The organism is Nicoliella lavandulae (assembly GCF_037546185.1).
GTDB lineage: Bacteria > Bacillota > Bacilli > Lactobacillales > Lactobacillaceae > Nicoliella > Nicoliella lavandulae.
Genome location: NZ_JAWMWH010000001.1, coordinates 1161060 through 1176708, shown reverse-complemented (window position 1 = coordinate 1176708; position 15649 = coordinate 1161060). Strand labels below are relative to the sequence as shown.

At 41.7% G+C, this 15649-nt stretch carries 14 protein-coding genes; 1 reads left to right on the top strand and 13 read right to left on the bottom strand.

Annotation, left to right across the window (positions count from 1 at the left end; genetic code table 11):
• Positions 1–23: 23 nt before the first annotated feature.
• The 5 genes from acpP to R4146_RS05345 are packed head-to-tail and all read right to left on the bottom strand — an operon-like array spanning position 24 to position 5498.
• Complete coding sequence (acpP, locus tag R4146_RS05365; RefSeq protein WP_339960393.1) at positions 24–269, bottom strand: acyl carrier protein; 246 nt, start codon at positions 267–269, stop codon at positions 24–26.
• 15 nt (positions 270–284) lie between these two features.
• The gene (plsX, locus tag R4146_RS05360; RefSeq protein WP_339960662.1) at positions 285–1322 is read right to left on the bottom strand and encodes a phosphate acyltransferase PlsX; all 1038 of its coding nucleotides are present in this window, start codon (positions 1320–1322) and stop codon (positions 285–287) included.
• Between the two features lie 15 nt (positions 1323–1337).
• Positions 1338–3362: an ATP-dependent DNA helicase RecG gene (gene recG / locus R4146_RS05355; RefSeq protein WP_339960392.1), complete on the bottom strand. Its 2025-nt coding sequence runs from the start codon at positions 3360–3362 to the stop codon at positions 1338–1340.
• A gap of 50 nt (positions 3363–3412) precedes the next feature.
• Positions 3413–5101, bottom strand: a complete 1689-nt coding sequence (gene fakA, locus R4146_RS05350) for a DAK2 domain-containing protein (protein WP_339960391.1) — start codon at positions 5099–5101, stop codon at positions 3413–3415.
• Positions 5102–5135: 34 nt separating this feature from the next.
• Positions 5136–5498 (bottom strand): Asp23/Gls24 family envelope stress response protein, encoded by a 363-nt coding sequence (locus R4146_RS05345; RefSeq protein WP_339960390.1) that lies wholly within the window; start codon positions 5496–5498, stop codon positions 5136–5138.
• A 214-nt stretch (positions 5499–5712) separates the two neighbouring features.
• Between R4146_RS05345 and rpmB the strand changes: the two genes are divergently transcribed.
• Positions 5713–5898 carry a 50S ribosomal protein L28 gene (gene rpmB / locus R4146_RS05340; protein ID WP_035167220.1) on the top strand — a complete coding sequence of 62 codons (186 nt, stop codon included), beginning with the start codon at positions 5713–5715 and terminating at the stop codon, positions 5896–5898.
• A 138-nt stretch (positions 5899–6036) separates the two neighbouring features.
• On the opposite strand, the gene R4146_RS05335 is transcribed toward rpmB, so the two are convergent.
• From R4146_RS05335 to priA, 8 genes are read right to left on the bottom strand one after another with little or no spacing between them, the layout of a single operon-like run.
• Complete coding sequence (locus tag R4146_RS05335) at positions 6037–6687, bottom strand: thiamine diphosphokinase (RefSeq protein ID WP_339960389.1); 651 nt, start codon at positions 6685–6687, stop codon at positions 6037–6039.
• Positions 6687–7340 (bottom strand): ribulose-phosphate 3-epimerase, encoded by a 654-nt coding sequence (gene rpe / locus R4146_RS05330; RefSeq protein WP_339960388.1) that lies wholly within the window; start codon positions 7338–7340, stop codon positions 6687–6689. The genes R4146_RS05335 and rpe overlap by 1 nt, the downstream gene beginning before the upstream one ends.
• A gap of 10 nt (positions 7341–7350) precedes the next feature.
• A complete protein-coding gene (gene rsgA, locus R4146_RS05325) occupies positions 7351–8232 on the bottom strand; it encodes a ribosome small subunit-dependent GTPase A (protein WP_339960387.1) in 882 nt (293 codons plus the stop codon).
• A 53-nt stretch (positions 8233–8285) separates the two neighbouring features.
• Positions 8286–10187, bottom strand: coding sequence for a Stk1 family PASTA domain-containing Ser/Thr kinase (gene pknB / locus R4146_RS05320; protein ID WP_339960386.1), 1902 nt, complete (start codon positions 10185–10187; stop codon positions 8286–8288).
• Positions 10180–10938, bottom strand: a complete 759-nt coding sequence (locus R4146_RS05315; RefSeq protein WP_339960385.1) for a Stp1/IreP family PP2C-type Ser/Thr phosphatase — start codon at positions 10936–10938, stop codon at positions 10180–10182. The genes pknB and R4146_RS05315 overlap by 8 nt, the downstream gene beginning before the upstream one ends.
• Positions 10935–12281, bottom strand: coding sequence for a 16S rRNA (cytosine(967)-C(5))-methyltransferase RsmB (gene rsmB, locus R4146_RS05310; protein WP_339960384.1), 1347 nt, complete (start codon positions 12279–12281; stop codon positions 10935–10937). Before rsmB ends, R4146_RS05315 begins: the two co-directional genes overlap by 4 nt.
• A complete protein-coding gene (fmt, locus tag R4146_RS05305) occupies positions 12274–13224 on the bottom strand; it encodes a methionyl-tRNA formyltransferase (RefSeq protein WP_339960383.1) in 951 nt (316 codons plus the stop codon). Before fmt ends, rsmB begins: the two co-directional genes overlap by 8 nt.
• Positions 13225–13237: 13 nt before the next feature.
• Positions 13238–15649: a primosomal protein N' gene (priA, locus tag R4146_RS05300; protein WP_339960382.1), complete on the bottom strand. Its 2412-nt coding sequence runs from the start codon at positions 15647–15649 to the stop codon at positions 13238–13240.

Here is a 15649-nt window from a genome sequence, read left to right as displayed (position 1 = left end):
GTAATCGCTTCTTTAATTTATTTTTAGTTATTAGAATGACTAACGATATAGTCTACCGCTTCATCAACTGTGTTCAACTTTTCAGCGTCTTCGTCAGCAATACTTGCATCAAATTCACTTTCTAAATTAAGCACGAATTCAACAAAATCAATTGAATCTGCATCTAGATCTTGTTGGAAGTTTAAGCTTCCGGAGATTTTACTACGATCAATTTCAAATTGATCAGAAATCATATCGGCTACTTTATTATATACTTCTTCTCTTGTCATTATATTCCCACCAATTTAATTATTTTTCGCTTCTTGCTTGATTGCCTTCATGTCATCAGAATGAGCACTAAAATAATCAACGATTTGGCCGACCGTGTTTGATTGCAACATGGTATGAATTTGACCGATGGTGTTACGAACGGTATCCGCCTTACTACTACCATGCATTTTAACTACCGGCGCCTTCACCCCAATTAATACTGCTCCACCGTACTTAGAGTAATCTAACTTGGTATTGATGGACTTGAAGGTATCTTTTAATAGATAAGCACCTAACTTATCCTTTAAACTACCATTCATTATACTACTTTTAATTAAATTTAGCATTGTCAAAGCAGTTCCTTCAGTACTCTTAAGGGCCGCATTTCCGGTAAACCCATCGGTAACCACGACATCGGCCGCTCCGTTAAGTAGTTCCCGTGATTCAACGTTGCCAATAAAGTTCAAATCTTTATTAGCTGCTAATAGATCATGAACTGCCTTATGGAGTTTGTCACCCTTATCTGCTTCGGTCCCGTTATTTAATAACCCGACGCGGGGATTCTTGATCTTTAATACGGCTTCGGCATAATAAGTGCCCATAAAGGCATATTGGTACAGATGAAATGCTCTAGAATCAGCATTAGCACCCACATCTAACATAACGAACTTACTATTTGGGCCTTCCACCATTGGTAGTGTTGTCGTTAATGCAGGGCGTTCGATCCCCTTGATTCGACCTACAATAAATAATCCGGCCGTAAGTAAGGCACCCGTATTACCACCAGATAAAAAGGCATCGGCTTGACCAGCCTTAACCGCTTCAGCAGCTTTGACCATACTGGAGTTCTTTTTACTTTTAACCGCCTTAACTGGTTCTTCACCCATTTCAATCACTTCATCGGTATGGATTAAATTAATTCGTTCATTACTAGCAATTAATGGTTCCACTTGATCCTTAGGTCCAAATAATTCAAATTCCATATCTGGATAAAGGTCCCGTGCCATTTCGACCCCTTTAACAATTTCGGTCGGCGCATAGTCGCCACCCATTGCATCAACTGCTACTTTCATCATATTTATCTCTCCCTAATCTAACGATTGATTTAACTTATCATCGTTTAAGTATTTCACTAGTGCTAAATTATCAGTTTGGGTTTCCCAATCAGGATCACTAACTATTTTTTGAGCCTCCAGTTGAGCATAGGTCAACATTTTGACATCTGCTACCGGGTCCCCAATTTTAAATTGCGGCACCCCCGATTGCTGACGGCCAATCATGTCCCCAGGTCCCCGGAGCTCTAAATCTCGCTGGGCAATCTCGAACCCGTTATTACTATCGACCATGATCTGCATTCGTTTAGCCCCATCTTCAGTCTTTGGATTCGCCACCAAAATACAATACGACTGACGCGTCCCCCGTCCAACACGTCCCCGAAGTTGGTGTAATTGGGCTAATCCAAAGTGATCAGCATCATAGATTACCATCAACGAAGCGTTCGAAACATCCACACCGACTTCAATGACCGTCGTGGAAATTAATATCTGAATTGATTGGTCTTTAAATGCATCCATGACCGCATTTTTTTCTGCGTCTTTCATTTTACCATTTAAAACCCCAACCTCAAACCCCGGAAAAGTATTCTTGATCGTTTCAAACAGTGATTGGACACTGACCATATCGGACTTATCAGACTCTTCAATTAAAGGAGCCACTACGTACATTTGCTCTTTATTAAGTAAATGAGATAAGAAAAAGGGTTTCGAATCCAATAACTGCTTTTCATTGAGCCAGGCAGTCAGAACCGGTTTTCGTCCCACCGGAACTTGATCGATAATTGAAACGTCCATTTCACCAAAGGCCGTGATTTGTAGGGTTCTGGGAATTGGGGTCGCTGTCATTGCTAAAATATTGACGGCGTCACCCTTTTTACGCAACGCGGCCCGCTGATTGACTCCAAATCGATGCTGCTCATCAATAACCGCTAGCCCTAAGTTATGGTACTTCACCTCGGGTTGAATTAACGCATGGGTCCCAATGATTAAATCAACGCTCCCATCTTTAATGCGGGGTAATAATTCCCGGCGGGCGGCTGGTTTGGTATCCCCAGTCAATAGGGCAATGGAAATATTCAACCCATCAAACAACTTCACCAAGTTATTGGCATGTTGTTCAGCTAAAATTTCAGTGGGAACCATCAGTGTCGCTTGATAGCCAGCTGAAACGACCGCATAAATTACTGCAGCCGCAACGACCGTTTTACCACTACCAACATCTCCTTGTAACAAACGGTTCATCTGAACGGGCATGGCCAAATTATGCAAGATTTCATTCAACACCCGACTTTGCGCTGACGTTAGTTTAAACGGTAGGTGATCAATGAAGCGTTGCAATGCCCGTTGATCATATTCAATCGGCACCCCTTCGAATTTTTGGTGCCGCCGTTTAACTAATTGCATTCGCATTTGAAAAATAAAAAATTCTTCAAACTTTGCCGTGCGCCGTGCTAATTGGGCATCCCGTAATGTCTTAGGAAAGTGCATATCATGAACGACTTGTTGGTGGGATTCTAACTTGTACTTAGTTCGTAACGATTGTGGCAAGATTTCTTCAATTTGATCATGATAATCAACGTAGGCTTGTTGAATCATCTTTTGCAACGTTGTTTGGCGAATCTGCTTATTGACCGAATAAATGGGTTCCATTTCATTATTATGATTGGTTAAGATCTTCATGCCAGCCAACGCTAATTGATTACGGTCAAAGCGGCCAAACACCACTAGTTCTTGATTGACTTCAATTTGTTTTTTTAACCAGGGCTGATTGAAGAAATTAACTTGTACCGCTGCTTGACCCACTAATAATTTAAATGCGAGCCGTGATCTTTTATAACCATATCGAAACACGCTAGGGGCGTCTAATACCCGGCCCTTCAGAGTAATTTGGGATTGATCAGGTAAATCGGCTAATGACTGAACGTTAAAATCATTATACCGAAATGGAAAGTAATTTAATAAATCAGCAATCGTCTTAATGCCTAGGCCATTTAAGACCGCTTGCTTCTTAGGCCCAATTCCACTCATCGTGGCAATTGATTCGTTCAATCCTGTCATTTAAAATCCCTCCGAACAAAAAAATCGGAATTTAATCCGATTAATTCAAACTATTCAACAGACACTAAGAAGGGATAAACTGGTTGGCCACCAGCATGAATTTCAATTTCTAAATCATCATCCATCTTAATGATATTGTCCTTAAGGCGTTGGGCTTCGCGTTCATCCGCCCCATCACCGTATAAGATGGTTACCGCTTCACTGTCTTCATCTAACATGGTTTTCACCATTTGAGTGGCTGCGTCGATCATATTTGAGCTAGTGACGGAAATTTTACCATCCACAATGCCCATATACTGATCTTTTTTAATGTGTACATTATCTAACTCTGTATCACGAACCGCTTGGGTCACTTCACCAGTTTGCACATAGCTGACACTTTCATCCATTGCGGATTGTAAATCAGCTAGCTTAGCATTCGGATCGTATTCTAACATAGCCGTCATCCCTTGCGGTACGGTCTTACTATGGACAATTACAACTGGGATATCGACTACCTTTGCAGCTTGTTCGGCAGCTAAGAAAATATTACCATTATTAGGTAAAATAATGGCCCGCTTAGCCCCGGATTGATTGATTGCATCCACAATGTCTTGAGTACTTGGGTTCATGGTTTGACCACCACTAATTATGTCGGTCACCCCTAGGCTCTTAAACAACTTCGCAATTCCACTACCACTAGCGACTGCGATTACTGCCGTATCATTTGGGCGTTGGATTGCCTTGGGTTGGTCATGATTAGGATGTGGTTGATCAGCTTCCATGATATCTTCTTGTTGCAAGCGCATGTTATCGACCTTTACGTTTGCTAAATCACCGAATTGTTGACCCCACGCTAGTACTTTACCGGGGTGTTCAGTGTGAACATGGACTTTAACAATTTCTTCATCGTTGACGACCAACAATGAATCACCTAATTGAGCTAAGTAATCATAGAATGGTTGGTACTCGAACTTGCGATCCACTTCTTTGCCCTTACCGATGCGGACCATAATTTGGGTACAGTACCCGTATTTAATGTCAGCGGGGTCAATTTGTCCTTGGACACTTTGATGGTGTTGAGCATCAATCATTTCGTTCATTTCTTCATTATCTGGTTCATTGCTTTCCGTTGAAATTTCACGTCCATTAAGTGAATCGGCAAATGCCCGGAGAACGAATGCTAGCCCTTGACCACCAGAGTCCACTACCCCCACTTGTTTTAAGACGGGAAGTAATTCAGTTGTTTTAGCTAATGCATTATCAGCAGCATTACTTACTTCATCCATCAATGCTGCTACGTCATCAGTTGTTTCATAAATTTCGCGACTACGTTCAGCGGCACCATGAATAACGGTCAGAATGGTCCCTTCCGTTGGCTTCATGACCGAACTATAAGCCGTTTTAGTTGCCTCCACTAGCGCATCATTGATGTCACTAGCAGCTAATGTTTTCTTATTTTCAACCGATTTAGAAAAGCCACGGAAAATTTGGGACAAAATCACCCCAGAATTTCCCCGGGCGCCCATCAATAATCCCTTTGCTAAGGCAGCAGCTAAGTCACCAACTGACTTACTATCCGTATTAGCAACGTATTTTTGGCCACTGGCAAGTGATAGGTTCATATTCGTTCCGGTATCACCATCTGGCACGGGAAACACATTTAAAGAATTAATAAAATCTGCATTGTTATTAAGCGACATCGAAGCCGCTTTAACCATCTTTCTAAATTGATTACTGTCAATTTCTGTAACTGTCAATTGATATCCTCCTAAGTAAGCGACAAGCTAAATGCTAGTCATTTAAAACTTGAACCCCTTGGACTACAACATTAACGGCATTGGCAGTAATGCCAAGCATTGTCTCTAAATTATATTTAACCTTTGATTGAACGTTTCTACATACTTCTGATATCTTAGTCCCGTAGCTAACAATAATGTTTACTTCCACTGAAATTCCATTATTTTCCTGTTTAACCACAACTCCCTTGGAGTAATTGTCTTTTCCTAGGATACTGTTCACGTTATCACGGAGTTGCTTTTTACTAGCCATTCCAACGACTCCATAGTTATCAGTGGTGGCACTCCCAACTACTGATGAAATCACATCATTGCTAATATCTACAATTCCATATTTTGTCTTAATTTTAACGGCCAAAGTAATAGCCTCCTTAAAAGATTCGAAATACACATAATCAGTAATAATATTAACACAAGAATGTAAAAATCCAAAGAGGCCGGCCTAATTTTAAGTAAATATGCTGTCAAGTAAATATACTTGAAAGAAAACTATTGCAATGTGGCCATTTATATGCTAAATTATTGTAGTGTATTAAAAACAAAGAATAAAATAAATGTAAGGAGGCATTATCATGGCTAAAGACTTTTTCAGTGGTAAGAGAACCCACTTCGGTAACAAGCGTTCTCACGCTTTAAATTCTTCACGTCGTAGCTGGAAGCCAAATTTGCAAAAGGTTCGGATTTTAGTTGATGGCAAACCTAAAAAAGTTTGGGTTAGTGCCCGTACCTTAAAATCAGGTAAGGTTACTCGTGTTTAATAACATGATTTAAATAAAAATTCTAAGTACTTAGACTATTTTGCTAGGCTGTTATTTTCAATTCATTTTGAAGATAGCAGCCTAGTTTTTTGTAGCCACTAAAAAACCAGCTCAATTAAATCGAGCTGGTTTTTTTAATTATTTATCACTACTTTGAATCACGGCCATTACACCCTGGTCAAATTCAAAATGCCCTTTGTTACCAATAAACTCATTGCTGGACAACGAAACGGGATGTTGAATGGGAAATCGATCTAAGCGATATTTTTCATCCGGAAGCGTTAATGTCATCGGCGTCAATGGCACGAATGCTAAATACTTTTTATCTGGTTCCTTAGTAATGACGTGTTCACCTGGTAAATAATAGGTAATTGTGTTTTGCTTATCAATCAACCTAATCTTAGGTGCATACATCCGAAACCGTAATTCTAATACCATCAAAAAGTTAGCCAAAAAGTGGTCAATGCGACCGCCAGTGGCTCCATAAATATCAACTGAATCAGCATGAAATAACTCGATAGCTGCCTTTAAGCCCAGCTGAGTATCAGTATCATCCTTTTCAGCCCGTGAATGATGAATATGTTGCACGTGTTGTTCGACCAATGCCAATTCATCTGGGGCTAACGAATCAAAATCGCCCACCGCATACTTAGGATCAATGCCTAGCTTAATCAATCGTAAATTTCCCCGGTCCACGCCGATCCAATCACCCTTAATTTGATGCTTTTGTAACGCATCCGGCCAATTTTCAACTGGTCCGCCGACCAATAAATTTAGATGATTAGTCATTACTTAGTCGCATCCTTAATTGCATGGATTCGACTTGCTGGATCATCAGCACCAAAGACATATGAACCAGCTACGGCTACTGTAGCACCGGCTTCATAAGCTCCCTTAACGGTTTGGTCGTTGACTCCACCATCAATTTCAATATCAAAGTCATAGCCTTCAGCCTTTTTGATAGCGTTTAATTCTTGGATCTTCTTAACTGTTTCTGGAATGAACTTTTGACCACCAAATCCAGGGTTGACCGTCATTACTAATACTTGGTCAACCATGTATAAGACGGGTTTAATGGCATCTACTGGTGTTCCAGGGTTAATAACTACTTCAGCCTTTACACCATGATTTTTGATCATTTGAAGTGCCCGGTGAATATGAGGGGTAGCTTCAACGTGGACCCCGATTAAATCGGCACCAGCTTCGGCAAAGGTATCGATGTAACGTTCTGGGTTTTCAACCATCATATGCACGTCTAAAATCAAGTTTGAAATTGGGCGAATTGCCTTTACCCAGTTTGGACCATATGAAATAGCTGGAACGAACATCCCATCCATAATATCAATGTGGAGGTATTCGGCACCGCCTTGTTCTACCTTTTCAATATCGCGTTGTAAGTTTACATAATCTGCACTTAAAATTGATGGTGCTACTTTAATCATTTTAACTTCCTCATTTCTTTTTATTATAAACTGGTTTCCGATTCTTGATCATATTAAATAATTGTAGGTAATCATCGTACCGACTATTTAAAATTTCACCGTCAGATACCATTGCTTTAATTTTACAACCAGGTTCGTTCACATGTAAACACTCTCTGAACTTACATTCATTGGCGTGGCTAACAAACTCAGGAAAGTAATTTTTCACCGTCCGGTAATCAATGTCAAATGTATCATAGGATGAAAAACCAGGGGTATCCGCAACTAACCCCCCGGCTAATGGAATCAACGTCACCGTTCTAGTGGTATGCCGGCCCCGGTTCAACGCCTGTGAAATTTCACCGGTCGCTAAGTGCAAGGATGGCAAAATGTGGTTCAACAGCGTGGACTTCCCAGCCCCCGTTTGACCCATAAACACGGTCACAGCGTCTTTAAACGTGGCCTTTAATTGATCGATGGCCGCTTGATTATCATCCCCGGTTGGACAGATCACATTATAACCAATTTGTTGATAATCAGCCGCCAATTGCTGAATGAACTGCAACCGGTCCGGTGACAATAAATCTGTTTTTGTAAAGTAAATGATGGCTTTAATGTTATTGATCCCTAGTCCAACTAATTGTCGATCCAATAGATTAATACTAAATTCAGCCTCCGTTGCGGCCGTTACGACCACTGCTTGGTCAATGTTTGCCAATGGTGGCCGTACCAATGCGTTCTTACGCTTTAATACGTCTAAGATATAGTCATTTTCAAATGTTACCATATCACCTACGATCGGCTTAATGCCATGCTTTCTAAAATTACCACGGGCCCGCGTCCGATATGTCTTGCCGTCCGCATGCACATCAAAGAACCCGCTAAGCGATTGATAAATTCTTCCTGTAGCCAATTCAACACCCCTTTTGGTTTTTATTATACTAACTTTATGCGTTTAAATCAGCACTAATTAATATTTTTAACATCACTAATCGTCTTGCCATCCCGGACAATCCGATATTCACCCGGTTGTTTACCATTCAACTTAAACGGAATAATAAATTTGGTATCTTGGTAAATCGTAATACTCCGGTATATATGGTTAATATTATTGTTCTCATCCTTAACATAAATTTCAATTTGGTTTGATTTGTTTTCGTTATCAACATACGGTAAGTTCACATTAACGTTCAACGTGTGTTGAGTATTACTACTCTTATTATTAGTTTTCGGTCCCTTTGAAATCGAGATAATCACGTTATCGCCGTTATAGACCGTCAAACCAGAATCCGGATTTTGATTAAAGACGCTGCCTGCTGGATACTCATCATTATATTGATAATCAAATGTAGGATTCAAGCCCATCATTTCAACATAACTAGCTGCTTCGTCCTTGGTCATCCCCACCAACTTCTTTAATGTAAATTCACGAATCCCATCTGACACTACGAACTTAATGACCTTATTACGCGGACTAAATGAATCCCCCGGCGTAAAGTTTTGTTTCAAAATCTTACCACTACTAAAGGTATCAGAACTCGTATAAGTCTTTTCAACGGTAAATCCTTGATCAGATAGTTCCTTTGCACTTTGTTGATAGTCTTGGCCAATATAGTTATTTAAATTGACCTTACTGACTCCATTACTTAGCACTAAGGTCACCGCTTTATTGCGCAACACCCAACTATTAGGACCCGGATTCGTGTTAAAAGCCTGGTTAATCGCCACGTTGTCGTCATAACGATATTGAATTCGATCTACATGCAAGCCAGCTTCTTTTAGCCTATGAATGGCCTGCGTTTTACTAAGGCCACTCAAGGTCGGGACCTGGACAAAACAAAAATGAATTAATAATCCAAATGATACTAAGACGATGGCTACGACTGCTCCCCAGGTGTACCAAAAGATTTGGCCGGTCCTTTTCGGCTTGGGGTTAACCGTCACTTGATCATCAGCATGCGCATATTGCTTCATTTGATTCAAGTCCATGACCTTAGTCTCATCATCAACGTGAATGGCATTATCTGGTACGAATCTTTTCACATGTTTTTTATGCAACGCCGCATTTAGATCAGCTTGCATTGCTTGAATTGAATCATATCGTTGACTTGGATTTTTCGCGGTGGCTTTTAGGACCACATTTTCAAGGGCCATTGGAACGGCATGATTTTGCTTATGAATCGATGGCAATGGTTCCTTAGAATGCTTTAAGGCAATTGAGACTGGATTATCACCATCGAATGGCACATGACTCGTCAACAACTCATACATGATAATCCCTAGTGAATAAATATCCGATTGCTTCGTCGCAATTTCACCTCGCACTTGTTCGGGGGATAGGTAGTGAATCGAACCCACAATTGAATTCGTTTGGGTCAATGTCTTTTCAGATGAAAAAATAGCAATTCCAAAATCAGTAATTTTAACGTTACCATCACTATCGATTAAAACGTTTTCCGGCTTTAAATCCCGGTGCACGATATTATTTTGGTGCGCCATTGCAACGGCGTTCAAAATTTGATTCATGATTTTGATCACTAGTGGAATTGGAATCTGGGGGTGCGTTTTAATGTAATCCTTTAAATTACTTCCCTTGACGTATTCCATCACCGAGTACTGCAAACCATCATCATCGTTGAACCCATATACATCCACAATGTTTGGACTATCTAATTGACTAATCGCATGGGTTTCACGTTTGAACTGAGCTTGGGTATGGGGATTGTCCCGAAAATCAATTCTTAAGATCTTGATTGCAACTAACCGGTGTTGTTTCAAGTCCTTAGCTAAATAAACATCAGACATCCCACCCTGGCCAATTTGGTCAATAACTTGATAACGATCATTTAATAAATGTCCCTTAATCATTATTATCAACTCCTTGGTCAGCAGCGACTTCTGAAATCAACACGGTAATGTTGTCCGTGCCCCCATTTTGGTTCGCAAGTTCAACTAGCTTTTGACACTTTTCATGCACGGTGCGACTTGATTCCAAAATTAATTTAATAATGGAGTCGGATACTAGATCAGTTAGCCCATCACTACACAATAAAAATTGATCATGCAGATGAATGGAGCCTTGATCAATCGATGGTTCGGCCTGTTCAGAAATGCCTAGGCTCCGCACAATTACGTGCTTGTATGGTGATGTGGCCAGTTCTTCCTTAGAAATTTTACCAGCCCGTAAGAGTTCATTGACGTATGAATGATCAATGGTCAATTGTTGTAAACGATGATCGCGGTATAAATAACCGCGACTATCGCCAATATTGCAGACCATAAACTGATGATCAAATAAAATGACCCCCACAAAGGTTGTGCCCATCCCTTTTAGTTGCTGATGTTGCTTAGAGATCCCTAAAATTTCTTGATTTTGCTGATTGATTTGTTCTGTGAACCATTGGGTCACATTCCCTGGCGTCACGGATTGGGTCTTAAAATGCTTTCCAATTCCATCGACAGCCATTTTGGATGCCACTTCACCAGCGCGATTGCCACCAATCCCATCGGCAACGATTGCCAAGAGATGATCTTGGTCATCGTAAAAATAAGCGGCGTTGTCCTCATTTTTTTGTCTGACCCTACCAATTGAACTTTCATATGCAACGTTTAATTTCATGAAGCGCTAGCCTCCGTTTTAACTAAGTTCGCCACAAAAAAGCCATCTGAATCGAAATCATCTGGATAGATGCGTAATTCCCCACTGGCACTACTAACGTGGGCTAATTTGATCGGCACTAGCTTAAACTCAGGATGTTGGGCTAAAAATGCCACTAATACATCATGATTCTCTTGATCAATGATGGTACAAGTACTGTAGGTTAATTGCCCACCTACTTTTAATTTAGGCGCAATTGCATTTAAGATGGCCAATTGAATCGTAGCTAATTGTTCAATATCTTGGCTCGTTTTTTCATATCTAATTTCTGGTTTACGACGCATCAAGCCTAACCCAGAACATGGCGCATCCACTAAAATTTGATTGAAGGTCTCATCAGCATAAACTTGGTCTAACTTACGGGCGTCCAAAGCCTTAGTGGTAATATAATCATTTAAATGCATCCGTTTCGCATTTTTAACCACTTGTTTTAACCGGCTTTCATGTAAATCTAGCGCCACGACTTGACCAGAGTGTTGCAACGATAATTGTTCGGCAATCTGCGTCGTTTTACCACCCGGGGCTGAACAGGCATCTAAAATCAATTGATCGGGTTTGATCGGCATCGTTTCTACCGGTAACATCGCACTTTCATCTTGAATCGTTAATTCACCAGTTTTAAATTCCTTAGCTGCGTTGGCGGACCGTCCAGTTAGAATCAACCCATCTGCCGCTAATGGGCTTGGTTCAACCTGATACCCTTCGGCAGTGAGTTGATCGATCAATGTATCCCGATCGATCAAAGCCGTGTTGATCCGGACCGATTGCTTAGCCGGTTGGTTGAGCGAGGCTAAAATCGTCGTGGTCTTATCAATGCCCACTTGCTCGATTAGCTGTTCAATAATCCACTTAGGAACACTGTATTCCATTACTAAGCGTTCTAATGGATCTTTGATATGCGCCGGATTCATCAGTCCACTACGGTCCATTTGATGGAGGATTCCAGTGACCATTTTACGAATCCCATCGTGTCCCAGATGCTTAGCGATATTGATCGTTTCATTAAATACCGCCCGCTTGGGGATACGATTTAAGTATTCTAATTGATAAACTGCCGTTTTAAGCAGCTCGATCACCCATGGTTGGACCTTCTTTGGATTTTTAATGAATGGCTTAATCTGGGCTGTTAACGTTAGTTTATGTTGTAAGACCCCATAAACAATGTTCGTTAATAGGTTCACGTCCCGTTCATCAATTTGACTGTTTTGAATTACTTGGTTTAACTGTAAGCTCGAATATGCACCCTGTTCAATTTTGGTAAGGGTTTCAACCGCCAATTGGCGGGGATTATTAGTTTTAGTCATTGGTTATTACTTGCTCCCCAACTTGAATATTTTGACCAGCACCATTTAAATAGTCATTAATCTTTTGCTTTGGTTTACCGGCTGGTTGAATTACATCGAGTTGTAATACGGTTCCTTGGCCAGCTGCAATCGTTAGTTGTTTTTTGGTTTTGGCCACCACTGTTCCTGGCGCCTGCGTAGTTGTTTCATCTAAGGGTGTTGTTTGCCATACCTTAGTCCGTTTGCCATTTAAATCAGTATAGGCACTAGGGTCGGGGCGTAATGCCCGCACCTTGGCATCTACTAACGCCGCTGGTTGATTAAAGTCTAATCGTTCTTCACTGCGCTTAATCGTAGGTGAAAAGACGACCTTAGCTGGATCTTGGGGTACTGCTTTAGCAGTGCCCGCACTTAGGGCTGGTAAGACATCCAATAGCATGTCACGGCCTAAGATGCTGAGCTTATCGAACATGGATGCCGTATCATCAGTGGCTTGAATTGGAATGGCTCGTTGGGCAATCACATCCCCCGCATCCATTTGTTTGACCATGTACATAATTGAAATCCCAGTTTCTTGGTCCCCATTCATAATGGCATATTGAACCGGCGCACCGCCCCGGTACTTAGGTAGTAATGAACCATGAACATTGACCGCAGCAACTTTAGCAGCAGCTAACAAGGCATCTGGTAAGAACTGACCGAATGCAGCCGTTACGATAAAGTCTGGCTGCAGGTCAATAATTTTTTGCATTTCAGGACTCCCACTGATTTTTTCTGGTTGGAGCACTGGAATGGCTAACTCTTCAGCAGCTTGTTTAACTGGTGAAGCGGTCAACACCCGTTTCCGTCCCACCGGACGGTCTGGTTGGGTCACTACCGCTAATACATCGTAATCGGCAGTAACTAATCCTTTTAAAATTGGTACACTGAATTGGGGCGTCCCCATAAAAACAACTGATGGCATAATTAAAATCTCCTTACATAAAGCTGACTGGTTCCGGATCAATCGAAATATAGATTCCATGCCGAGTCGCACTTTGATATTTATTTAAAACGGTCTCTAATGCTGATTGCAAATTAGGCTCATGTTTATATTTAATTATTAATTGATAGTAGTACTTATTATTGACCCTAGTAATCGCAGATGGCGTCGGGCCTAAAATAATATTGCGATTCGTCAACGCGCCGTTTAAGAAGTTTGCGATCTGATAGATGGTTCCGGCAGCTTGATTTTCATAGGTCGCACTAGCAGTCACCCGAATCGTAAAAAAGTATGGCGGATAATTAGCCAAGTGCCGTAACCTCATTTCAGAACGATAAAACTGTTCATAGTCCTGCGTCTTAGCCAGTTGAATGGCTTGACTATCCGGATTGAACGTTTGAATGTAAACTGAGCCGGCTTTATCAGCCCGACCGGCCCGCCCACTAACTTGGGTCAATAGCTGAAATGTCTTTTCATTTGCTCTAAAGTCGGGTAACTCTAGTGATGTGTCTGCATTTAAAACACCGACCAACGTTACGTTTGGAAAGTCTAGTCCCTTAGCGATCATTTGAGTCCCCAGTAAAATATCAGCTTGCCCACTGCCAAAGCGAGCCAGCAGCTTTTCATGGGCGCCCTTACGCTTGGTCGTATCGACATCCATTCTAATTACCCTAGCATCAGGCAGAATCTGGTTCAACTCTTGTTCCACTTTTTCCGTCCCGGTCCCAAACGTCCGGAGGTGGTGCCCCTGACAATTTGGACACACATTAGGGATTGGTTGTTCATACCCACAATAGTGACACTGCATTTGATGGCCCTTTAAATGCACCGTTAATGAGATATCACAATTAGGGCATTTTAAAACAAATCCACAATCACGACACAATAGGAAAGCAGAATAACCCCGGCGATTCAACATCAACACCGTTTGTTCCTTACGTGCCAGTCGTAGTTTAATTGCATCCACTAGTGATTGTGAAAAGTCACTAGTCACATTATTGGCCATTTCATTACGCATATCGACAATGTGGACTGCTGGTAAGGCCTGGTTGTTGATTCGATGGGGTAGCATTAATAACTCATACACATGTTTACTAGCCCTGGCCCTGGATTCAAGCGATGGCGTAGCACTACCCAATACGACCGGACAATGGTTATATTGTCCCCGCCACTTCGCTACTTCACGGGTGCTATACCGCGGGGTGTCTTCTTGTTTGTAACTACTATCGTGTTCTTCATCCATAATGATTATTCCAATATTTTGTAACGGGGCAAACACAGCTGAACGAGCTCCCACGACGACCTTAGCATCCCCCTGATCAATTCGTCGCCACTCATCATACTTCTCACCCATTGACAAGCCACTATGCAACATTGCCACGAGGTTGCCAAACCGTCCCTTTACTCGATTGACCATTTGGGGGGTCAAAGCGATTTCAGGAACTAACATTAATGCCGTTTTACCAGCTGCTAATGCCTTTTGCATTGCCTGCAAGTAAACTTCTGTTTTCCCCGAACCAGTTACCCCTTCTAATAAGTACACTTTGGCATTATCATTGTGAATCGAATCTGCAATGTGATCCACTGCATTTTGTTGATCCGCATTTAATTGAAGTGGGTAATTCTTTTGAATCGGCTTTTGATAGGGATTCCGCAGTGCTTCTACCGTCGATTGAGTCACCCACCCCTTTTGGGCCGCTGTCTTAATCGTTGACGCGTTAATGCCAAGCGTTTTAATCAATGTTGGCTGAGCAATGGCATCCTTAGGATGATCGATCAACCACCGCAATAGCTTTTGCTGGGCGACCGCATTTTTTGCGACCTGATCCAATATCTTTTGTAATTGGGGTTGTCCCAAGTGAGCCTGGACTTTAGTGATCAGCTTTGGTTTAGCATGGTTCTTAACGACGTAATCGACGCTTAGTTGTCCCGCTTGAACGGCCTTTAAAATGAGCTTCGTTTGTTCATCACTCAATGCAGCTTGGTCAAATTCAATTTGTTCATGGTCACCAAATAAGGCCTGCAAGGCGGCTGGGAGTTCCCCATCCGTTCGTTGGAGGACCTTCTTAGCCTTAGCGCGCATTACGCTAGGTAGCATGGTCAATACACAGCTAATCCGAAATGAAAAGGTCGTCTGGGCGAGCCATGCCGATAGTTTTAACATTTCATCGTTAACGACCGGATTGGGATCAATAATGGCACTGATCGGTTTTACCGGGCCCTTAAAGTCAACGTGGTCACTAAAACCAACAATAAAGCCTTGAATTTTACGTTTACCACGCCCAAACGGTACGATGACTCGCATCCCTAGTTTTAAATCACCAGCCAGTTGAGCTGGCACTTGATAAGTAAATGGCTTATCCGTTTGCATCGTTGGGACATCTACTAATACCTGGGCAAATTGCAC

What these genes read in the sequence shown, in the direction of transcription:
- R4146_RS05335 (WP_339960389.1), bottom strand. Translation starts at nt 6,687, where the DNA reads ATGACTAATCATCTAAATTTATTGGTCGGCGGACCAGTTGAAAATTGG.
- rpmB (WP_035167220.1), top strand. Translation starts at nt 5,713, where the DNA reads ATGGCTAAAGACTTTTTCAGTGGTAAGAGAACCCACTTCGGTAACAAG.
- acpP (WP_339960393.1), bottom strand. Translation starts at nt 269, where the DNA reads ATGACAAGAGAAGAAGTATATAATAAAGTAGCCGATATGATTTCTGAT.
- fmt (WP_339960383.1), bottom strand. Translation starts at nt 13,224, where the DNA reads ATGCCATCAGTTGTTTTTATGGGGACGCCCCAATTCAGTGTACCAATT.
- R4146_RS05315 (WP_339960385.1), bottom strand. Translation starts at nt 10,938, where the DNA reads ATGAAATTAAACGTTGCATATGAAAGTTCAATTGGTAGGGTCAGACAA.
- pknB (WP_339960386.1), bottom strand. Translation starts at nt 10,187, where the DNA reads ATGATTAAGGGACATTTATTAAATGATCGTTATCAAGTTATTGACCAA.
- recG (WP_339960392.1), bottom strand. Translation starts at nt 3,362, where the DNA reads ATGACAGGATTGAACGAATCAATTGCCACGATGAGTGGAATTGGGCCT.
- rsmB (WP_339960384.1), bottom strand. Translation starts at nt 12,281, where the DNA reads ATGACTAAAACTAATAATCCCCGCCAATTGGCGGTTGAAACCCTTACC.
- rpe (WP_339960388.1), bottom strand. Translation starts at nt 7,340, where the DNA reads ATGATTAAAGTAGCACCATCAATTTTAAGTGCAGATTATGTAAACTTA.
- plsX (WP_339960662.1), bottom strand. Translation starts at nt 1,322, where the DNA reads ATGAAAGTAGCAGTTGATGCAATGGGTGGCGACTATGCGCCGACCGAA.